At 45.3% G+C, this 21422-nt stretch carries 22 protein-coding genes; 15 read left to right on the top strand and 7 right to left on the bottom strand.

The features are described from left to right. Positions 1-39 precede the first annotated feature (39 nt). The 3 genes from E0Z06_RS12165 to E0Z06_RS12155 form a co-directional block, all read right to left on the bottom strand. Positions 40-957, bottom strand: coding sequence for a histone deacetylase family protein (locus tag E0Z06_RS12165; protein WP_132585066.1), 918 nt, complete (start codon positions 955-957; stop codon positions 40-42). Beyond that, the gene (locus E0Z06_RS12160) at positions 957-2813 is read right to left on the bottom strand and encodes a bifunctional acetyl-CoA hydrolase/transferase family protein/GNAT family N-acetyltransferase (protein WP_132585064.1); all 1857 of its coding nucleotides are present in this window, start codon (positions 2811-2813) and stop codon (positions 957-959) included. The genes E0Z06_RS12165 and E0Z06_RS12160 overlap by 1 nt, the downstream gene beginning before the upstream one ends. Positions 2814-2919: 106 nt before the next feature. Further along, complete coding sequence (locus E0Z06_RS12155) at positions 2920-4293, bottom strand: DUF3300 domain-containing protein (RefSeq protein ID WP_132585062.1); 1374 nt, start codon at positions 4291-4293, stop codon at positions 2920-2922. Positions 4294-4535: 242 nt separating this feature from the next. Here E0Z06_RS12155 and E0Z06_RS12150 point away from each other — a divergent pair, with 242 nt between their 5' ends. Both E0Z06_RS12150 and E0Z06_RS12145 read left to right on the top strand, forming a co-directional pair. Further along, positions 4536-5456 (top strand): glyoxylate/hydroxypyruvate reductase A, encoded by a 921-nt coding sequence (locus E0Z06_RS12150; RefSeq protein WP_132585060.1) that lies wholly within the window; start codon positions 4536-4538, stop codon positions 5454-5456. Between the two features lie 3 nt (positions 5457-5459). Then, positions 5460-6050, top strand: coding sequence for a GNAT family N-acetyltransferase (locus E0Z06_RS12145; RefSeq protein ID WP_132585058.1), 591 nt, complete (start codon positions 5460-5462; stop codon positions 6048-6050). Between the two features lie 293 nt (positions 6051-6343). On the opposite strand, the gene smrA is transcribed toward E0Z06_RS12145, so the two are convergent. Together smrA and E0Z06_RS12135 are read right to left on the bottom strand one after the other, a co-directional pair. Next, on the bottom strand, positions 6344-6922 hold the full coding sequence (smrA, locus tag E0Z06_RS12140; protein ID WP_132585056.1) for a DNA endonuclease SmrA: 579 nt from the start codon (positions 6920-6922) through the stop codon (positions 6344-6346). Between the two features lie 73 nt (positions 6923-6995). Next, positions 6996-7283: a hypothetical protein gene (locus E0Z06_RS12135; RefSeq protein WP_132585045.1), complete on the bottom strand. Its 288-nt coding sequence runs from the start codon at positions 7281-7283 to the stop codon at positions 6996-6998. A gap of 181 nt (positions 7284-7464) precedes the next feature. Here E0Z06_RS12135 and E0Z06_RS12130 point away from each other — a divergent pair, with 181 nt between their 5' ends. Continuing rightward, positions 7465-7878, top strand: a complete 414-nt coding sequence (locus E0Z06_RS12130) for a hypothetical protein (RefSeq protein WP_132585043.1) — start codon at positions 7465-7467, stop codon at positions 7876-7878. Position 7879: 1 nt separating this feature from the next. Here E0Z06_RS12130 and E0Z06_RS12125 read toward each other — a convergent pair whose 3' ends face one another. Beyond that, positions 7880-9211 (bottom strand): M20/M25/M40 family metallo-hydrolase, encoded by a 1332-nt coding sequence (locus E0Z06_RS12125; protein ID WP_132585041.1) that lies wholly within the window; start codon positions 9209-9211, stop codon positions 7880-7882. Between the two features lie 210 nt (positions 9212-9421). Here E0Z06_RS12125 and E0Z06_RS12120 point away from each other — a divergent pair, with 210 nt between their 5' ends. Beyond that, positions 9422-9727 (top strand): metalloregulator ArsR/SmtB family transcription factor, encoded by a 306-nt coding sequence (locus E0Z06_RS12120; protein WP_132585039.1) that lies wholly within the window; start codon positions 9422-9424, stop codon positions 9725-9727. 65 nt (positions 9728-9792) lie between these two features. Here E0Z06_RS12120 and rpsT read toward each other — a convergent pair whose 3' ends face one another. Next, the gene (rpsT, locus tag E0Z06_RS12115; RefSeq protein WP_132585037.1) at positions 9793-10062 is read right to left on the bottom strand and encodes a 30S ribosomal protein S20; all 270 of its coding nucleotides are present in this window, start codon (positions 10060-10062) and stop codon (positions 9793-9795) included. Between the two features lie 175 nt (positions 10063-10237). Here rpsT and murJ point away from each other — a divergent pair, with 175 nt between their 5' ends. The 11 genes from murJ to E0Z06_RS12060 all read left to right on the top strand — a co-directional run bounded on the left by murJ (position 10238) and on the right by E0Z06_RS12060 (position 21416). Beyond that, positions 10238-11812: a murein biosynthesis integral membrane protein MurJ gene (gene murJ, locus E0Z06_RS12110; protein ID WP_132585035.1), complete on the top strand. Its 1575-nt coding sequence runs from the start codon at positions 10238-10240 to the stop codon at positions 11810-11812. 50 nt (positions 11813-11862) lie between these two features. Continuing rightward, on the top strand, positions 11863-12837 hold the full coding sequence (ribF, locus tag E0Z06_RS12105; protein WP_132585033.1) for a bifunctional riboflavin kinase/FAD synthetase: 975 nt from the start codon (positions 11863-11865) through the stop codon (positions 12835-12837). Beyond that, the gene (gene ileS / locus E0Z06_RS12100) at positions 12834-15662 is read left to right on the top strand and encodes an isoleucine--tRNA ligase (protein ID WP_132585031.1); all 2829 of its coding nucleotides are present in this window, start codon (positions 12834-12836) and stop codon (positions 15660-15662) included. The genes ribF and ileS overlap by 4 nt, the downstream gene beginning before the upstream one ends. Next, entirely contained in the window at positions 15662-16150 is a 489-nt protein-coding gene (lspA, locus tag E0Z06_RS12095; protein ID WP_132585029.1) for a signal peptidase II, read from the top strand. The genes ileS and lspA overlap by 1 nt, the downstream gene beginning before the upstream one ends. Next, positions 16147-16584 carry an FKBP-type peptidyl-prolyl cis-trans isomerase gene (gene fkpB, locus E0Z06_RS12090; protein ID WP_132585027.1) on the top strand — a complete coding sequence of 146 codons (438 nt, stop codon included), beginning with the start codon at positions 16147-16149 and terminating at the stop codon, positions 16582-16584. Before lspA ends, fkpB begins: the two co-directional genes overlap by 4 nt. A gap of 3 nt (positions 16585-16587) precedes the next feature. After that, positions 16588-17517 carry a 4-hydroxy-3-methylbut-2-enyl diphosphate reductase gene (gene ispH / locus E0Z06_RS12085; RefSeq protein ID WP_132585025.1) on the top strand — a complete coding sequence of 310 codons (930 nt, stop codon included), beginning with the start codon at positions 16588-16590 and terminating at the stop codon, positions 17515-17517. A 91-nt stretch (positions 17518-17608) separates the two neighbouring features. Further along, positions 17609-18643, top strand: a complete 1035-nt coding sequence (locus E0Z06_RS12080) for a histidine kinase (protein WP_132585023.1) — start codon at positions 17609-17611, stop codon at positions 18641-18643. Further along, positions 18643-19359 carry a LytTR family DNA-binding domain-containing protein gene (locus E0Z06_RS12075; protein ID WP_132585021.1) on the top strand — a complete coding sequence of 239 codons (717 nt, stop codon included), beginning with the start codon at positions 18643-18645 and terminating at the stop codon, positions 19357-19359. The genes E0Z06_RS12080 and E0Z06_RS12075 overlap by 1 nt, the downstream gene beginning before the upstream one ends. A 119-nt stretch (positions 19360-19478) precedes the next feature. Next, complete coding sequence (locus tag E0Z06_RS12070; protein ID WP_132585019.1) at positions 19479-20000, top strand: GspH/FimT family pseudopilin; 522 nt, start codon at positions 19479-19481, stop codon at positions 19998-20000. Next, positions 19993-20430, top strand: coding sequence for a type IV pilus modification protein PilV (pilV, locus tag E0Z06_RS12065; RefSeq protein WP_132585017.1), 438 nt, complete (start codon positions 19993-19995; stop codon positions 20428-20430). Before E0Z06_RS12070 ends, pilV begins: the two co-directional genes overlap by 8 nt. After that, positions 20430-21416, top strand: coding sequence for a prepilin-type N-terminal cleavage/methylation domain-containing protein (locus E0Z06_RS12060; RefSeq protein WP_132585015.1), 987 nt, complete (start codon positions 20430-20432; stop codon positions 21414-21416). The genes pilV and E0Z06_RS12060 overlap by 1 nt, the downstream gene beginning before the upstream one ends. The last annotated feature ends 6 nt before the right edge of the window (positions 21417-21422 follow it).

The raw sequence follows: 21422 nt of genomic DNA, 5'->3' as shown, positions 1-21422 counted from the left end.
ACGGCAGGGTTTTTTATCAGTAATAGCCTGATATGAAATTTATAACATCGCTTTTAAATGAGCCACCACACTTCGGCCCAGCGCACTTAAGGCGTAGCCGCCCTCTAAGGTTGACACTATACGACCGTGACAATGTTTATCGGCTATTAGCTTTAGCTGCTGAGTGATCCAGCCGTAATCGTCTTCTGTCAGCATAAATTCAGACATATCATCTTCACGATGGCCGTCAAAACCGGCTGAAATAAAAACTAACTGCGGTGCAAACTGGTCGAGCTTAGGCAGCCAATGTTGTGCAATTTGCTCACGCCATTGTTGCGGTTTACAACCGCCGGCTAGCGGAATGTTGATGATATTGGGCTCGGCACTTAGTTCACCACTAAATGGGTATAGCGGATGCTGAAACGATGAGCAAAATAATACGCGTTCATCGCCGGCAAAAATATCTTCAGTGCCATTGCCGTGATGCACATCAAAATCGATTATAGCAACTCGAGTTAACGAGTAATGCTTTAACGCATAGGCGGCTGCAATGGCAATATTATTAAATAAACAAAAGCCCATGGCTTGATCATGGGTAGCGTGATGGCCAGGTGGGCGCACATTACAAAACGCTTGCTGGTTATCGCCGCTCATTACTAAGTCAACTGCGTTTATTGCTGCGCCAGCGGCATGCAACGCGGCGTTTAAACTGTGTTTCATCATTTGCGTATCAGGATCTAGCCAAATATGGCCTTCGCTGGGTGCTTTCGCATAAATTTCGTCAATATAAAGTTTAGCGTGCACGCCGTATAAATCTTCGCGCTGTGCTGGCGTGGCATCACGCTGCTGCACCACAAACTCCATACCTGAGCGAATAAGTTGATCGTTTATTGCGTTTAAGCGGGCAGGTTGCTCGGGGTGGTCATCACCCGCTAAATGCAGGTAGCAGCTTGGGTGGCTAAATAGTGTAATGGCCATTAGCTACGCTGCTCATTAATGTCAGCGCGCGGTAAGCGCAGCTGCATATAAACTTCGCTTGGGTCATCACCAGGTAATCGGCTAAAACCTGCTTTTTGAAAGATCGTGATCATGGCTTTATTTTCTGCACGCACATAGGCGGTCATGCTGGTTAAACCGCGTAGCTGGGCAATAGTAATCATTTCTTGTAGCAAGCGCTTGGCCATGCCTTTACCCTGATGCTTTTCTCGGGTAACAAAAGCAACTTCGCAACTTAAATTGTCATTGAGTAAATAATAGCGGCCAACAGCCTGTATTTGCACCACTGAGCCTTTTTGTTTCACAATACACAGCGCCAGATCACGAGATTGATCAACGCCGACTAAGGTACAGGATTTTTCACGACTCATTTGGGTCGGCACTGCGCTATAACGCATTTGCAGTGTTTCTTTGGTATGAGAGTAAAAAAATTCTTGTAAGCGCCGCTCGTCAGAAGGGTTTAACGGGCGCAGGTCAAAGGCTTCACCATCAATATGCAGTTCTTTAAAACCAACACTGCCCAGCTCGGGCACTTCCATTGGTGTATGCAGTTGATAATGCGGCACCCAATAGTTTTTACGTACTTCTTCTAATAGTTGTTGGCGAAACTTGGGGTGTGCCACCCGAATAAGCTCTAGCGAACGCTCACGAATGCTCTTGCCTCGTAACGAGGCGACGCCAAATTCTGTAACGACATAATGCACATGGCCACGTGATGTGACTACGCCCGCACCGTCGGAAATACGCGGCACTATACGTGACACGGTGCCATTTTTAGCCGTTGAGGGCAGGGCGATAATGGGTTTGCCGCCGTTGCTCATTGAAGCGCCGCGGCTAAAATCAACTTGACCACCAATACCGCTATAAAACAAATGCCCAATTGAATCAGAGACAATTTGCCCGGTTAAATCGACCTCTATCGCACTGTTGATGGCGATCATATTGTCGTTACGGGCGATATTGGTGGGTGAGTTAACGTATTCGCTAGGGTAGAAGCCCATATGTGGATTAGCATCAACAAAATCGTATAGTGCTTTGCTACCAACACAAAAACTAGTAACAGTTTTACCCTGATGAAAGGTTTTACGTCGATTATTAATCACGCCTTTTTTAATTAGCTCCATCACGCCATCGGTGACAAGCTCGCTGTGTACGCCTAAATCTTTGTGATTACCTAGATAGCGCAGCGCCGCAGCACAGATTTTGCCAGCGCCAATTTGAATCGTCGCGCCATCATCAATAAGCAGTGACACATACTGGCCAATACGTTCGGTAATGGCATCCAGTTCGGGTGCTGGCAGTTCAGGCAAAGGTTCTTCAGCATAAAAAAACGCATCTATCTGATCGCGATGAATAAAGGCTTGGCCATAGGTAACAGGCATAGCAGGATTAACCTGCGCAATGACCTTTTTTGCTGATTTTGCGGCGGCAGATACAATATCAACCGACACACCCAACGAGTGATAGCCGTGTTCGTCGGCTAAGCTGACCATAATTAATGCAGCGTCGAGCGGTAGAATGCCATCGCTAAATAATGACGGAATGTCTGACATAAAACACGGGGTATAATCGGCGCGGCCTTCGGCTACCGCTTGGCGTACCTTGTCACCACCGATAAACAGTGCGTTAACTTTAAACAATTGCTGATGCTGTGGTTCGGCCCACTTATTGTCGGCTAGCGTAGATACCTGAACAATTTCGATATCATGCAGTTGTTTAGCATTGGCTATAAGGTTATCAATTAGCTGGGCGGGTGCTGCGGCATGTGAGCCAATAAAAATACGGTCGCCCGATTTTAACAACTGCTGCCAGTTTAGTGTTGCTGGAATACTTGCCAATGTTGTGCTCCCACTAACTCAGAACTTTATATCTGAACCCAGTTTAAAGCAAAAGGCAACTGCTAAGCAGTCGCCTTTAGTCTAGTAAGTAGCGAGAAAGATATTACTAATCAATCTGTCTTGCACGCCGTTCTTGGTTTTGCGCCATGTTATTGCGTGTAGTTGTTGCGGCACGCTGTTCACGAGGCGCTGACACCTGAGGTTGACGCTCAGCTCGTGGTTGCCGTTGTTGCACTTGAACGTTTTGCGCTGGTTGTGCTTGGCGCTGCTGTACCTGAACATGTTGTGATTGCTGGCGTTGTTCTGGTTTTACCTGGTTGGGTTCTATACGTGGCAATGGCCTTGCCTGTTCACGTTGGCGTAATTGCTCAGTGCTGTTTATTGGCGCGCGCCGCTGCTCGGTTATAGCCTGACGCTCGCGCTGTGGTGTGTTTAATTGTTGGCGCAATGCTTCATTACGTTGGCGTGGGGTATTATCGTTGGCACGCAATTCACGGTTTGGCAATCTAACTTGCTCGGCCGTGCGGCGCTGGTACTGCTGTTTGTTTTCACGAACGGTAACATTACTGTCAACTCGGGTGCGACGCGCCGGTATACCTTTTGTTTCGCGTGTTGGCTGACTATAGCCATAACCTGAATTGTAATCGCGATTTAAGCGTGCATGTCGGTATTGCACCCCACGACGATGCTCAGTGTTGTGTGTCCAGCGATGTGCATTAACAAAGTGGGTATGGCGACGCGGGTAATAACGCGGCGGAGTATGGTAATAATGATGGTTTACGACGACATGATGCTGGCGCCAATCAAAAATACCAAAATAGAACCATGGGCGTACGTTAACGCTAACGCCCCAATAAAATGGGCTTCTGCCAAATTGCACCCCGGCGGTCTGCCAATATACTGGAGGATAAGACGGCCACCACCAATCACCGTATACAACGCGCGTATCGTACACCGGCACATAAATGACTTCTTTACGTGCAGGCTCTATGATGATGACTTCACGTTCGCGTTCTACCACCACATGCTTGTTATCGTTTAACGAGCCGTTAGCATAGGCTTTTTGTCGCAAGGTTTGAATACTAGCCAATACTTGCGTTTCGTCAGCTAAAAACGCTTCGCCAAGCTGCTCAGTCCAGTCTAGATCGCTACTGAGTCGCTCTAATAGCTGTGGAAATGCAACTAAGGCCTTAACGCTCGGATCCCAGCTTTTGCTTTCAACGGCGTTAACCGCATCGTCGCCAGTTAAGTTAGAGTTTGCTTTAGCCCAACGCGATGCTTGTACCACTTCTAACGGGTAAGTAGCAGCAATTAGTACATGGGTTAATACAGTATCTGGGTATAACGCCACCGGCGCTAGCATTTGGTCTAGCTCGGCTTGTGATAAAATATCATCATCAGCCCAAGCCATTGTTGCGGTACTCATTACCAGTATAGAAGCGGTAAGTAGTCGACTTAATTGCAGCATCAGATTTTTCATCTTGCTATCCTCAGTTTACCGTTAGTTAAGTGTAGCACTGACGGCTTTTTGTTCACTGTATAGCTTATAGGTCTCTGGGGCTGAATTGAAACTGAACTTTACTAAACCTTTACATAGCTAAATTTATAAAAAAGTACTAAGCATTTATCTGAAAATAGCACTAAACAATGTTACCTTTAAAACGTTAGCATAAAAGCCCGCTATATCAGCAGCATAACAAATTGTTGGAGCCAGAAAAATAGATGACTATTGCCCTTATTATTCCCGATCGCAAACTTGATGATTTACATCAGCGTTTGTCACTGGCGTTGCCTGGCACCGACATAGAAATTTGGCCAGCAATAACTGAACCCGACAAGGTTGAATTTGCGGTGGTGTGGAAGCAACCCAAAGATAGCTTAGCTAATTTAAGGAGTTTAAAAGCGATTCAGTGCTTTGGTGCCGGCGTTGATGCAATTTTAGCTGATACAAGTTTGCCTGCCGTGCCAATTGCTCGTATCGTTGATAACAGCCTGAGTCAAACCATGGTGCGTTATTTAGATGGTGTTGTAAGCCATTATCGGTTGCGGTTAGATCAATTTAAGCAACAGCAGCAACAAACATTATGGCAACCGAAAGGCCCACGTCGGCTCAGCAATATTTGCGTGCTTGGCTTAGGCGAGTTGGGTGCTGCAGCGGCACAGCATTTTTCCATGCTAGGTTACCGTGTTAGTGGCTGGGCCAGAACAGCAAAGCAATTAAATAACATAGACAGCTATTATGGTGCGGCGGGCTTGTCGGCGGCGGCGGCTAATGCCGATATTGTTATTTGTTTACTGCCGCTAACACCCGCTACAGAAAACTTGTTAACTGATGCCTTTTTTAATCAACTAAAAGCCGGTGCTATTTTTATTAACGTTGCCCGCGGTGCTCTGGTTGATGACAGGGCATTATTGCAAGCATTAGATAGCGGTAAATTGCAGGCGGCTTGTTTGGATGTCTTTCGTCAAGAGCCCTTACCTGAAACTCATCCATTTTGGCAGCATCCGGCAATTTTAATTACGCCACATGTATCTGCGGTAACGAGTGTTACTGCTGTGATTGAACAAATTGCCAATAACTATCAGCGCAGCCAGCGTGGTGAGCCCATGTTGAATTTGGTTAATGTTGAGCGTGGATACTAACTAATGAGTATGATCAAACAAACCGCAGTTACCACTTGGTTTTTACAGTTTGAGGGCAGCGCGCCAACACAGGTTAGTTGGCCTAGTGGTGTGCAGTTAGTTGAGGCAGAAATAGCCAGCCCAGAACTTAGTCAATTTATGTTTAGAACAGTAGGAGGGCCATGGCGCTGGTTTAGTCGTTTAAGTTGGAGTTATCAGCAGTGGTTAGAATATCTTACACAGCAACAAGTGCGCACTTGGTTACTATGGGTACAGGGTACGCCAGCGGGTTATATTGAATTGTTGAAACATTCTGATCAGAGTGTAGAAATTAAGTTTTTTGGTCTATTACCACCATTTGTGGGGCGAGGGTTAGGCTTATCCTTAGCTCAGGCAGCAATTATGCTAGCATCGCAGTGGCAGGCGGCCAAAATTTGGCTACATACTTGTTCGACTGATCATCCGGCAGCGTTGAAAAACTACCAACAAGCTGGCTTTACGCTAATGCACACTGAACATAGCGTAGAAGCTTTACCAGAGCTAAATGATAGTCGTTTGTTAACCGAGAACTTTGTTTATTCTACGCTCGCTTATCATCTTGAAAATGCTGGGTAAATACACAGTTATTGTAAGTTTGTTACAACTTAACTACACTAGTTATCGGTTTAAGTAAATTTAAACCAATTTGCTACACAAAATAATAAAAAGAGTCATTGAGGCTAATTATGAGTAAAGCGTCCAATCGTAGTTTTGGCTTTACCGCAGTCGCTATTATTGTTTGTTTAATGGCGTTATCGGCATTTTTAACTAAAGCCGAAGCTATCTGTCTGTTGTGCGGGTAGCAGGAATCGAATCTAGTCAAATGGAATGACTAACAACAATCCCCAGCTTGCTGGGGATTGTTCTATCTAGCGCTTGCTATGTAACTCGCGATTTTCTCGCTTTTGCTCGGCATTTTTTTGCAATAAAACATAACTTGCAGAATAGCCACCATGCTGTCGTTGTGCAGTATTGCATGCTAGTACTATAGGTATTTGAGGCAACCATTTAAATACATAACTACGTAAAATGGCCGGATGAGGTTTGCTGTTTCGCCCCATACCATGCTGAATAAGCAACGTACGGATGCCGCGTTTGTGGCAGTCTTCAATAAAGAAGAACAGTTCTCGGCGAGCTTCGGTTAGGCTTTTACCTAAAAGATTTAACGTGGCATCTAATTCATACTTACCTAAGCGTAAATTACGATAGACACCATCTTGCACACCGTCTTTTTTATAAGTGAAAGGCTCGTCTGGCTTTACAAGATCGACATATTCCATGCTAAGGTAATTAGCATCATATTCCATTTCTAGCTCTGCGGCTTTGCGCCGTGCTTGCTGAGCCAATGTTGGGTTAAACTCTCCCGGCTCTAACATTACTTCATCTTGAGATAACGGTTTAACCCCCGACATCTCTAACAGAAACAAGTCTAAATCATCGTTTTGCATACTAGGCACTCTTGTCTCACCAGGCAGTTAATTATACCCCGCCTAAGCTATTGGAAAAAGTGCCTGTGCGTTGTTACTTCGCTTGAACGGTTAGTGCGCTAGCTGGAATTGTTAAATCCTTGGCTATCTTTTCTGCTCTACGTGCTTTGGCAAAGCGTAGTAAATAGTATGCATTAATTAATAATACTAATAAGTTTGAGATGACGCCTTGCGGAATATCAATATGGCTATAGTAAACAAACAGCAGGCTACAGCCAATTAGTGTAGTAAGGCGCAACCAGAATACGTCCTTAACAAAGAAAGCGCCAATACAGATTGTTAAGCCAACCCAGCTGATAATATCGAACAAAATATGTTCCATTGCGCTCTCCTTAAGACACTGCTGACCAAATTTTGTGCATATTATGCGGCGGCGTAGAGGGTTACTCAACTGAGGAATTTTACATCTTTCAGATTAGTTATATTAATGCAGTTAGAAAGGTGAGTTTGCAGTAGCAAAAAGCTGTTCTACACTTAATTGCAGCTAAACAGGGAGAGTGATTATGCTACCAGCGAAATTATATGAAGTGCTGCCCTATGTTTATGTTGCAGCCGGAATTAGTATGATGCTTGGTGTTAAATCTTGGTTGGCGTTGGTTGCTGGTGTATTAATCAGCTTTGCCGGTGCCGTGATCTGGGTTTTACGATCTGATAACCGACGTTCTGATATCAAAAAAGCCAGAGAAAAATACGGTGGCATTATGCCATTTTGGTTGTATGAGTTGTTGCCCTTTAGCTATTTTACATTTGCTTTAGTGTTATTTGTTGTTAGTAGCAATATGTATTTATATCCATTTGCTACGGTTATGCTGGTAATAGGCATCCATTTATGGATATTGCGCACCAGCTATCGTAAACATCAGCGGCCTGAACCAGTAAAGAAGTTCAACCCGCTGCGTTCACGAACTCGAGGCTAACTTATTTTCTTAAATCAACGCGGCTATTGGCAATAGTTGCAGTAGTTAATAACCACACTTTTAAGTTTTGCTTTAGCGACTCAGGGTCAACTTTGTCTAGGGTGTCATTAGGCGTGTGGTGATAATCAAAATAGTCTGTACCATCTTGCTGCAAGCTAACTACAGGCACACCTTGAGCACGCAGTATAGATACATCTGGGCCTCCTGATGCGGTATTAGTGCCCATTTCGATACCGAAGCTCGCTAGCTTTTGTTGTAGAGTTTTGGCAAACGATTGTGATTTTTCACCGAAACCTGTGTCTAACCGCCAAATACGGCCAGCACCGAAGTCTGATTCAGAAGCAAATACATGATTTTTTAAATTAGCAGTATGTTTTGCCGCATAAGCACGTGCACCGACCAAGCCACCTTCTTCATTGCCAAACAACACGACACGTACCGTGCGTTCTGGGCGGCCTTGCTGCTTTAATAATGCTGCAGTTGCCATTACAAGGCCTACACCAGCGCCATCGTCTAATGCGCCTGTACCTTCATCCCAAGAATCTAAGTGAGCACTAATTAGCACAATTTCATTCGGGTACTTGCTACCAGTAATTTCCGCTATTACGTTGTGGCTAGTAACGTCACCAGGTAGTTTATTTTGCATTTGTAATTGTAAGCTAAGCTCAGGTTGATGGCTCAGCATACGAGATAGTTGCATAGCATCTGGCACGGAAATAGCCGCAGCAGGAATACGAGCTACATCATCGCTGTAACGCATAATGCCGGTATGAGCAAAACGGTTAATGCTGGTGCCCACTGAGCGAATAATAATGGCTTTTGCACCTAACTTAGCTGCTTCAACAGCACCTTGGCTACGCGCACCCACTACGTCACCGTAAAAACTGCCCAGTTTATCTTTGCCCATACTTTTATTAATAAACACAATTTTGTCTTTTACTTCGCCAGGGCTGGCTTGTTTTAGCTGATCTAAACTATCGAACATAACCACTTGCGCGTTAATACCGTCAAAAGGCGTCGCGATAGAACCACCTAAAGCGGTAACAACTAAATTCTGACGAAAAGGCTCGCCAACGTTAAGGCTAGCTTGGCCACGCTGCCAATACTGCATAGTAAAAGGCTCGGACCAAACTTTATCAAATCCCAGTTGTTTAAATTTTTGCTCTGCCCAAACGACAGCGCGGGCATCGGCTTCACTGCCAGCAAGGCGTGGGCCGACTTCTACCGTTAACGATTCTGTGATTTGAAACGCGAGCGTGTCATCTAGCGTAAAATCTTTTGCGGCGATATTTAAACTTAGCGCTGCACCTATTGTAGTTAGCCACCATTTCATTATTGATATTATCCTGATGTTATTAGTGTTTACGACTTTAGCACTTTTTTAGTTAGACGTTACAGCGTAGGTCGGTAGAAATGTGTATTTTTCGGACGGAGTGATTTTATTGCCTAAACGAATGAATATAGGCATAGCTGATCGCAAAATGTTGTGACTAATGCTGTAACTCGGTAATATTAAACCTTCCAATTGACAGGGCTAGGTGTAATGAATTTACAAAATATGCTAAAAAATTCCGCAAAAGCGGTAAAGTTACTAAAAGCCGTGTCTAATGAGCGACGCTTACTGATTCTTTGTCATTTATTGGAAAAAGAATTATCAGTAGGTGAGATGAACGAAAAACTAGAGCTTAGTCAGTCAGCGTTGTCGCAACATTTAGCATTACTGCGTAAGCATAAATTAGTAAAAACACGTAAAGCTGCACAAACAGTGTACTACAGTATTAATAGTAACGAAGCCGAGGCGTTAATTGGCTTACTGCATAAACTCTATTGTGCAGAGGATATGAAATAGCTCCAACCTAGAATAACAGCAACAAAAAAGCCGGTATTAACCGGCTTTTTTGTTGAAACTGTGTCTTAAGCGGCGCTTAATGCTTTAACATGTGCATTTAAACGTGACTTATGACGTGCTGCTTTGTTCTTGTGGATCAAGCCCTTTGCGGCCATACGATCCAGAACAGGCACCATTTTCTTAAACGCTTCAGTTGAAGCAGTTACGTCAGCAGTTAATACCGCTGCGTTGGTTTTCTTAATGAAAGTACGCATCATTGAACGTAGACTGGCGTTTTGCTGACGACGTTTTTCTGATTGAATTGCGCGCTTCTTAGCAGACTTAATGTTAGCCAAGGTGACACTCCTAAAAAACTAAACTGGACCTATTAAAGGCCGCATAATATGCCTATTTAATGTGCCGTTGTCAAATGCTTTCACAGAAAAAACACCGATTTTAATCGTGATTTTTACTGGTAATTCACGGCAATAAACGTGCAGAATAGTCGCGGGTTAAAATAAGGACGTAAAAGTGTCGGCAAAGCTATTAAAATCAGGTCTTATTGTCAGCTTTATGACATTGATTTCGCGTGTATTAGGCTTAGTTCGTGATGTGGTGGTGGCCAACTTTATTGGTGCAGGCGCAGCCGCGGATGTATTCTTTTTTGCTAATCGTATCCCCAATTTTTTACGCCGCCTATTTGCTGAAGGTGCATTTTCTCAAGCGTTTGTTCCTGTATTAGCGGAAGTTAAAGCAAAGCACGGCGATGATGCGGTGCGTTTATTAGTGGCAAAAGTAACCGGTAGCTTGGGTGTGGTTGTTACCTTAGTGACATTGTTTGGTGTTATCGCATCGCCATTAGTAGCAATGTTGTTTGGTATGGGCTGGTTTGTTGAATGGTTAAACGATGGCCCAGACGCCCATAAGTTTGAGCTTGCTAGCGTAATGCTGAAAATCACTTTTCCTTATTTATGGTTTATTAGCCTCGTTGCGCTGTCTGGCGCAGTGCTTAATATTTATAATCGCTTTGCCGTTGCCGCATTTACCCCAGTATTTTTAAATATCGTGATGATTGCTTGTGCAGTTTATATGGCACCGCTTTTAGATGAGCCGGCCTTAGCGTTAGCTTGGGGGGTATTTATTGGCGGTGTCGTACAGTTACTGTTTCAGCTACCTTTTTTAGCCAAAGCTGGTTTGTTGCAAATGCCACGTTGGGGCTGGCGCGACGAAAATGTGGTGAAAATTCGCAAATTAATGCTGCCTGCGTTATTTGGCGTGTCGGTTAGCCAAATTAATTTGTTATTGGATACGGTAATCGCTTCTTTCTTACTGACCGGTGCGGTTAGTTGGTTGTACTACTCAGATCGTCTAATTGAGTTTCCGCTAGGTTTGTTTGGTATTGCTATTGCAACGGTAATATTACCTAACTTATCTCGGCACCATGCTAGTGATAACGCACTGCGCTTTAGTCAGACGCTAGATTGGTCGCTGCGTTTTGTCTCGCTGTTTGGCATTCCGGCAATGGCAGGGTTAATGATTTTAGCCAAACCGATTATTGCCTTGTTGTTTATGCGTGGCGAGTTTACGCAACATGACGTAATGATGGTGTCGTATAGCTTAGTTGCTTACAGTACCGGCTTGCTTAGTTACATGCTAATTAAAGTGTTAGCACCCGGTTTTTATGCGCGGCAAGATATAAAAACGCCAGTACGTATTGGTATTATTGCCATGTTAGCCAATATGGTAATGAACCTAATGCTTGCGCCATTTCTAAGCTATGTTGGTTTGGCCTTAGCCACTGCATTGTCTGCAAGTTTAAATGCGTTGTTATTATATCGCGGTTTAAAAGTGGCTGGTGTGTACCAATTATCTAAAGCAACATTGCTATTTTTAGCAAAACTGCTGTGCGCCAGCGGCATTATGGCAGCGTTACTGTATTGGCAAACCCCAAATTTAGCCCAATGGCTTAAATTGAGCTTCAATGCACAAATATGGCGGTTATCAGCGTTGTGTGTGCTGGCCGTGTTGGCGTATTTTGCTTTATTGATGCTAATGGGTGTGAGACTGCGTGATTTTAGCGCCAATTCAATTGCTGAAAGCAATTGATTAAATGGGTATAATGCACTGTTTATAATCAGCAGTTAGAAACGGCAGGCATGGAGTTTATACGCGGCTTACATAATATTCAGGCGCAACATCGTGGTTGTGTGCTTACCATCGGTAATTTTGATGGTGTACATTTAGGCCATCAAGCGGTGTTAGCTAAGGTAATTGCTATTGCTAAGCAACAGCAATTACCGTCGTGCGTTATGCTATTTGAGCCGCAACCACTTGAGTTGTTTGCTGGATTAGCCGCACCGGCGCGCTTAACTCGGTTTAGAGAAAAGTATACGGCATTAGCTCAGCTGGGTATTGATCGCCTGTTGTGTGTTAATTTTACCGCTGAGTTTGCCGCGCAGCAGCCTCAGCAGTTTATACAGAAGCTATTATTGGATCAGTTAGGCGTAGCACATTTAATTGTTGGTGATGATTTTCATTTCGGTAAAAACCGTAGTGGCAGCTTCGACATGTTGGCGCAAGCGGCACAGCAACATCAGTTTGGCTTGTATAGTACGTCTAGCCTGATACTAGGTGAGCGGCGAATTAGCAGCACCTTAGTGCGTCAAGCCTTAGCAGAAGATCAGCTACAGTTGGCTGCTGACATGTTGGGGCGGCCTTTTGCTTTAACGGGGCGAGTGCGCCATGGCCGTAAACTGGGCCGTGATTTAGGATTCCCCACCGCCAATGTATTTTTATACCGGCGTAAGTTGCCCGTTGCTGGTGTTTACGCCATAACGGCCAGCACCGTGTTTGGGCAGTTTCATGGCGTAGCAAATATAGGTAATCGCCCGACTGTACAAGGACAGCGGCAGCAACTTGAGGCGCATCTTTTTGATTTTAAAGGCGATTTATATGGTAGTCAGATTGAAGTTGTGTTGCAGCATAAGCTGCGAAGTGAGCAACGTTTTGATGGGCTAGCTGCGTTACAACAACAAATTGCTGCGGATGTAACTGCAGCAAAAGTATTTTTTCAGCGTAACGCTTTATTACAAGCGCACGCAACTACTGATAAGACGGAACCAAACGGATGAGCGACTACAAGCATACCCTGAATTTGCCAGAAACGGCTTTTGCGATGCGCGCCAATCTGGCGCAGCGTGAACCACAAATGCTGGCTAAATGGACCGAAGCAGACTTATACGGCAAAATTCGTGCAGCAAAAAAAGGCAAAAAAAGCTTTATTTTGCACGACGGCCCACCGTACGCTAACGGCAATATTCACATTGGGCATGCTGTTAACAAAATATTGAAAGATATTATTGTTAAAGCTAAAACCTTGTCTGATTTTGATGCGCCCTATGTGCCAGGTTGGGATTGTCACGGCCTGCCTATCGAGTTGGTGGTAGAGAAAAAATACGGTAAACCCGGCGTTAAACTTACCGCTGCCGAATTTAGACAAAAATGCCGCGAATATGCGGCAACGCAAATCGATGCACAGCGCACCGACTTTATTCGCTTAGGTGTACTGGGCGACTGGCAAAACCCATACCGCACTATGGACTTCGATTTTGAAGCCAATATCATTCGTTCATTAGCTAAAATTATCAGCAATGGTCACTTACAGCAGGGCTTTAAACCGGTGCATTGGTGTACCGATTGCGGCTCGGCATTAGCGGAAGCTGAAGTCGAATATCAAGATAAGGTATCTCCGGCTATTGATGTGCGTTTTGCCTTAGTTGATGAAACCGCAGTTGATCGTTTTGATCATCCCGCAGATAAGCGTGGCCAAGGTAAGGTATCGGTCGTTATTTGGACTACCACGCCGTGGACTATTCCCGCCAACCGAGCGGTGGCGTTAAATGCCAAGTTAGATTACAGCTTAGTGCAAATTGAGCAGGGACCAAATGGTGCTGAGCGGTTAATTATTGCTACCGATCTTGTCAATGACGTAATGGCTCGTGCTGGCATAGAACACTATCATGCATTAGGTTTTGCCAAAGGCGCTGCGCTTGAACTGGTGCAAGTTAAACACCCGTTATATGATTTTAATGTGCCACTTATTATGGGCGAGCACGTAACAACGGAGTCGGGTACTGGTTGCGTACATACTGCGCCGGGCCATGGTCAAGAAGACTTTATTGTTGGCAAACTATATAACTTAGAAGTTGCCAACCCAGTGGGTGCCAACGGCGTTTATTTACCCGATACACCGTTATTTGCGGGTCAGCATGTCTTTAAGGCCAATGACAGCGTAGTTGACGCGCTAAAAGAAGCCGGTGCTTTGTTGCTACATAAAGCCTACAAACACAGCTACCCGCATTGCTGGCGCCATAAAACACCGATTATTTTCCGTGCTACGCCACAGTGGTTTATTAGCATGGATCAGCACGGTTTACGGAAAACCTCGTTAGAGCAAATTGAGCAAACCCGCTGGATCCCAGATTGGGGCCAGCAACGAATTGAAAAGATGGTTGCCGGTCGGCCAGACTGGTGTATTTCACGCCAGCGTACATGGGGCGTACCTATTGCGCTGTTTGTTGATAAAGATACCGGTGCGTTGCATCCAAATACGGCTGCGTTAATGGAACAAGTTGCCAAGCTGGTTGAGAAAGACGGTATTCAAGCATGGTTTGATTTAGACGCTAAAACACTGATTGCCGCCGATGCTAATCAGTATGTAAAAGTAACTGATACGCTAGATGTCTGGTTCGACTCTGGTGTAACTCATGCTTGCGTCATTGGCGTACGCGACGAGTTTGGCGGCGCTGATCAAGCCGATTTATATTTAGAAGGCTCGGATCAGCACCGTGGTTGGTTTATGTCGTCATTAATGACCGGCGTGAGCATTAAGCACAAAGCACCCTATAAGCAGGTATTAACCCACGGTTTTACTGTAGATGGTGATGGCCGTAAAATGTCTAAATCATTGGGTAATGTGGTATCGCCGCAAGATGTAATGAACAAGCTGGGCGCCGATATTTTACGTTTATGGGTTGCCACCACTGATTACACCTCTGAAATGACCGTGTCAGATGAAATTTTAAATCGTGCCGCTGATAAATATCGACGCATTCGTAATACCGCGCGGTTTTTATTAGCTAATTTAAATGGTTTTAACCCTAAAACCGATTTAGTGCCTTTTGAGCAAATGGTCGAATTAGATTTATGGGGCGTTAACCGTGCCGCTAAGCTGCAGCAAGAAATTGTCGATGCCTATGACAACTATCAGTTCCATCAGGTTAGTGGCAAGCTGATGAACTTCTGTACCGTAGAATTGGGTAGCTTCTATTTAGATGTGATTAAAGATCGTCAATATACCGCGCATACCGATGGTTTAGCCCGCCGTTCTTGTCAAACCGCGCTGTACCATATTGCCCAAGCCATGGTGCGCTGGATGGCACCAATAATGAGCTTTACCGCACAGGAAATTTGGCAAGAACTGCCAGGTGAGCGTGACGAGTTTGTGTTTACTGATGTATGGTATACCGGCTTTACGGGTTTAACCACTGGTAAATTTAGCGATGAATTTTGGCAGCAGTTATTGCAAGTTCGCGATGAAGTAAACAAAGTATTGGAAGCTGCACGTCGTGAAGAAAAAATTGGCGCATCGTTACAAGCTGAGGTAACGCTGTACGCATCAGACGCTCTTGCCTCTGATCTGGCAAAATTAGGTGACGAATTACGCTTTGTGCTTATTACCTCAACCGCACAGGTTAGCACTGCAGCAGTACCAAGTGATGCAGTTAAAACCGAACTTGCCGGCTTAAGCGTGCATGTTGCTGCATCTAAAGGTGATAAGTGCGAGCGCTGTTGGCATCATCGCCACGATGTTGGTGCTAATGCGGCGCATCCAGGTTTATGCTTGCGCTGCGTGACCAACGTAGAAGGTGTGGGCGAGATGAGAGCATTTGCTTAATGACGTTATTTAAAAACAGCGGTTGGCGCTTATGGTGGTTAATGCTGCTGGTGTTAGTGTTAGATCAACTGACTAAACAGATTGTTATTGCTAATATGCAGTTATTTGAGTCAATACCACTGCTACCGGTATTTAACTTAACTTATGTGCGAAACCACGGCGCGGCATTCTCATTTTTGAGTGACGCCGGTGGCTGGCAGCGCTGGTTTTTTACTGCCATAGCGGTTGTCATCAGTGTGCTGCTTGCGGTGTGGTTAGCACGCAATAACAAAACTCAGCTAAAGCTTAATTTAGCGCTGAGTTTAGTATTAGCCGGAGCTATTGGCAATTTGATCGATCGCACCTTGTACGGTTACGTTATCGACTTTTTGCACCTGCATTATCAAAATTGGCATTATCCGGCGTTTAATATTGCTGACTCGGCCATTTGTATCGGTGCCGTATTATTAATTTGGGACAGCTTTAGCCATAACGAGGTGAAAAAATGAATGAGTCAGTAATAGGTGCAAATAGCACAGTAATTTTTCACTTTGATATTAAGCTATCTGACGGCAGCGCCGCAGAAAGTACTCGCGTACATAATAAACCCTCTAAAGTGCAAATGGGCGATACCAGCATATCGCCTGAGTTTGAAGCGCAGCTAACTGGCCTTAAAGCTGGCGATAAGAAAACCTTTACGCTGGCACCAGAGGACGCTTACGGTATGCCTAATCCAGATAATATTTACTATGTGGACCGTAGTAAGTTTTCGCCTGATGCACCGGCAGAAGTGGGCGCAATTATTGGTTTTACTATGCAAGATGGTTCTGAAATCCCAGGCTTAGTGCGTGATGTGGTTGGTGAATCCGTCACAATAGATTTTAACCATCCGCTAGCGGGCCAAACACTGACATTTAGTGTCGAAATAATACAGGTAAGCTAAATTATGGATATTTTGTTAGCCAATCCACGTGGTTTTTGTGCTGGTGTCGACCGAGCTATTAGCATTGTTGAACGTGCGCTTGAATTATATGAACCGCCAATTTATGTGCGCCACGAAGTGGTACATAACAAATTTGTAGTCGATGGCCTACGCCGCCGTGGCGCGGTATTTGTGGATGAGCTAAATGAAGTACCGGATGGCAACATTGTTATTTTTAGCGCACACGGTGTTTCTCAAGCCGTGCGTGAAAACGCGAAGCAACGTGGTTTAAAGGTATTTGATGCGACCTGCCCACTAGTAACCAAAGTGCATATGGAAGTCACGCGCGCCAGCCGCAAGGGTATCGAGTGTATTTTAATAGGCCACGCCGGACACCCTGAAGTTGAAGGTACTATGGGCCAGTACGACAATTCTGCTGGTGGTATTTATTTAGTTGAGTCGGTAGAAGATGTTGCGGCGCTTGTTGTTAAAAACCCAGCGCAATTATGTTTTAGTAGCCAAACCACGTTATCAGTTGATGACACTGCTGATGTCATTGACGCCTTACGTCAACGCTTTCCTGATATTGAAGGACCGCGCAAAGATGATATTTGCTATGCCACACAAAATCGGCAAGACGCCGTGCGTGATTTAGCCAGTAAAGCCGATTTACTGTTAGTAGTTGGCGCAAAGAACAGTAGTAATTCAAACCGGTTACGCGAACTTGCCGACAAAATGGGGTGTACGGCGTATTTAATAGATACTGCCGATGATATTCAACAGGCATGGTTAAATGGCGTAAAAGCCGTCGGCGTAACCGCTGGCGCGTCAGCACCTGAAGTACTAGTACAGCAGGTTGTTAAACAATTACAGCAATGGGGCGGAAAAACTTTAACCGAAAACCCCGGCCGTGAAGAAAACGTGGTGTTTGCGATACCTGCAGAGCTTAGGTAAACCCTCACTGGCCTGCAGCCTTGCAGGCCATGCTTAACTTTTCTATCACGCTCGGTGTACACTGCCTCAGAGATTTTATTCTGAGTAAGCTATGTCGATACAGTTGAGATTGCCGGAGTTACAACTACCGTATTTGTGCCATGGTCGCTTTTTATTACGTTGCGCCGTGCTGGCTCAGGCAGTGGCTGTAGTATTGGCGTTTGCGCCAGGTATCCATAACGATCTGTGGTTAAGACTGGGCTTAATTAGTCTGTTTGTGCATTGGGTGGCATTGTTAACTACCTTGTTGTTTTGTTTGCTTCGTTCTGGGCTAAATAGATTGTCGCCAGCTAAGATATTGTTAGCCTGCTGTATAATTTTTTTGACCATAACCTTAGTAATCAGCTATCTGGCTTTTATTGCTATGACCGATAGGCCGGGTCAGTTTAGTCAATCGTTAGCGGTTTTTCTGTTCAGCAATCTGATGGTGGCGCTAATTGTCGCTATTATTGCCATGCAATTTTTTATTATGCACAGCGAGCGCAGCATTCAACTACAAGCGCAAAGCAAAGCGGAGCTAACGGCTTTGCAGGCTCGTATTCAACCACATTTTTTATTTAACAGCCTCAATACCGTGGCAGAACTGATCCATATTGACCCGCCTGCGGCTGAACAAGCCTTGCTGGATTTGTCTGCTCTATTTCGTGCAGCATTACATGCCGGCGAGCAGGTCTGGCTGGTAGATGAATTAACTTTGGCCAGGCAATATTTGTCGCTTGAGCAATGGCGGCTGGGTAATAGAATGACGGTAGAATGGCTGCAGCCTGCAAATCTACAGCAAATTAAAATACCTGCACTGACGGTGCAGCCACTGCTGGAAAATGCAGTGCGACATGGTATAGAAAGCTGTACCCACCCTGCTACGTTGCAGGTTGATATAGTACAAAGCAGCCAATCGTTAGCTGTTGTGATTGTTAATCCGTTTGAATCGAAACACAGCGACAGGCCGGGTAACGGTATTGCATTAGACAATATTCGCCAACGTTTGCAATTGCACTATGGTAATGGTGCCCAGCTTACTGCCAGCAATAGTGCAGGCATCTTCAGAGTTAAACTGGTTATTCCGTTAAGTCAGAGGCATAACTAATGCGTATTCTTATTGTTGATGATGAACCACTGGCTCGATCGCGTTTAGTGCGACTGCTGGCACAGTTTCCAGAACACCAATGTGTTGCACAAGCAGAAACAGCAGTGCAAGCGCTGGAATATATTCAGCAATTGCAACCTGAGTTGGTGTTGCTGGATATTGCTATGCCGGGGCAGTCTGGTATTGAGTTAGGTTGTCAGATATTGCAGTTACCGGTCCCACCTGCAGTGATCTTTGTTACCGCGCACCCACAACATGCATTAGCAGCTTATGAAGCTAGCCCCAGTGATTATTTACTAAAGCCGGTTTCACAAGAGCGACTTGCATTAGCGTTGCAAAAAGTAGGCGCGCTGACAAGGGCGCACTTGGATAAAAGCAGCGACAAAGCGGTACAGATAAGTTATCAGCTTGGCCAGCAACAACGCCAAACTAAGCTAAGCGCCGTGTATTACTTTACAGCCGACCAAAAATACACCCGAATGGTATTTACAGAAGGCTCTGCTTTGCTGGATTTAAGTTTAACGCAGCTTGAGCAACAGTACCCACAGCAGCTGTTGCGTATTCACCGCAATTGTTTAATTAACAAAGCCTGGTTTAGATCGCTGCAAACAATGGCCGATGGTACGCACTATATACTGCTGGACAATGTCGCAGATAAACTTGAAGTTAGCCGCCGCGCTTTAGCCAGAGTAAAGCAGCAGTTATCACTATGCTAACCACTTATCGGCTGAAATAACCACTTATCCAGAATCTACTGGTTTGGCAAAGCAACCCTTGCTAGGGTAAAGCAGTAAAATTTATTCTTAAAATTTGCCGTTAACTTACAGGAATCATTATGTGCCGTGTAATAGCACTAACTAAAGCGCGAGCCGGTTTTACTCTGGTTGAATTAATGGTAGCCATTGCGGTCTTGGCAATCGTCGCTACCGTCGCTGTACCGTCTTTTAATAGTTTGGTGCAGGGGAACCGATTAACCAGCGCGACTAATCAATTATTGTCTGCTTTTCATATGGCACGAAGTGAAGCTATCAAACGCTCACAAAACGTAATGCTGTGTGCCACTACAGATGGTACAAGCTGTGCCGCGAGCGCTGACTGGGACAATTGGTTGGTAATAGTGGGTAATGATATTGTCGCACAGGGCCGAGTGGCCAGTGGTTTAAATATTTCAGGCCCGGCGGCGACAAATATTGTATTTACCGGTGCAGGTTTAGTCCGTGACAATAATGGTGCTGGATTTGCTTCTAGTCTGCGGGTTTGCACTACCTCTTCAGCTGTTACCGACAATACCCGGACGTTAAATTTTGTAGCCGGTGGCAGTATTAGTATTACCAGAGGAGTAACGACCTGTGCATAAATCTGTCTTATCGCTTAAAACACAACGCGGCGTTTCTTTGTTAGAAGTGATGATAGCTGTTTTGGTTTTGGGCATTGGTCTGCTTGGCGTCGCCGCGCTGCAAAGCAGTGGTGTTCGAAATGTGCAAAGTGCACACGAACGCACTGTAGCAACCCTTGTCGCGCATAGCCTGGGTGAAAATATGCGTGCAAATGTCGCAGCTGAACGACTGGGTACCGCCAGAGCCCGCAATGAATACCTTGGTAACTGCGAAGATGGTGGCAGTCAGCATAAAGTATGGGCAGATCACTTAAAATTACGGCTGGGGCAGAGCGCTTGTTTAATTGCGGCGGTAAATGGCAGCGAAGTACTCATTAATGTGCGCTGGGATGATAGCCGGGGTGTGCAAGGCAGTGATGCGATGCAATTAAACTACAGGGTGACGTTGTAATGAAAGCACTATATTGGGTGAAACAGCAGGGTTTAACTCTGGTTGAACTGATGATCGCTATGGTACTGGGTTTAGTACTTATTGGCGGTGTAACCGGGGTGTTTATTGCAAACCAAACAACTTACCGTGTTAACGAAGCGTTATCGAGTATGCAGGAAAATGCCCGCATTGCCTTTCAGTTGATGGCGCATGATATTCGAAGCGCAGGTTTTTCAGGCTGTACCAATAACGGCAGTGTTTCCAATGTACTCAACAATGCAGGCACAGCTTGGTGGGCGAACTGGCAAGCTAATCAGGCGGGTATTCTGGGTTACACGGCTGCTAATGTACCGACTGCCTTGGGTTCGCCAGCACCGGTCAATAATTCTGAGGCAATTCAACTTATGTTCGGTGGTGGCACTAGCGTATCGATTCATGATCACCAGCCTAACGCCTCCTCAGCTGTGTTATTTGTAAACCGGGCCAATCATGGTTTAGCGCGGGGCGATATTGTTATGGCCTGTGATGACAACCATACCGCGATTTTTCAGATGACAGGGCCAAATGCGCCTAACCAAACTGTTGTGCATAATACCGGCGGCTCTCAGACTCCGGGCAATTGCAGTAAAGGCCTGGGGTTTCCAACGGTATGTACTACTAACGGCTCGCCGCACCGTTTTGGCAATAACGCCATGTTAACCCGGTTTGAAGCTGTATCCTGGTATATCGGCGCAGCAAACGGCGTGCGCAGTTTATACCGCGGGACCCCACGACGCACCGGCAATAATACCGCACTGGCAACGGATGAGATATTACGCGGTGTTCAACAATTAACTTTTCGTTATCTGGAAAGCACCAATACCGCTTTGCGGGCTGCAGACAATGTAGCTCAGTGGTCAGACGTTATTGCAGTTCAAGTGCAGTTGCAAATGGTTGCACCGGCTAATGTGCAACTGGCCGCAGATGCCTTGACGTTTACTTATATGATTAATTTGCGTAATCGCTAGTGGAGT

The sequence above is a fragment of the Rheinheimera sp. D18 genome, from assembly GCF_004345025.1.
GTDB classification, from domain to species: Bacteria; Pseudomonadota; Gammaproteobacteria; order Enterobacterales; family Alteromonadaceae; genus Alishewanella; species Alishewanella metallidurans.
This window is presented reverse-complemented; position numbering and strand designations above follow the sequence as displayed.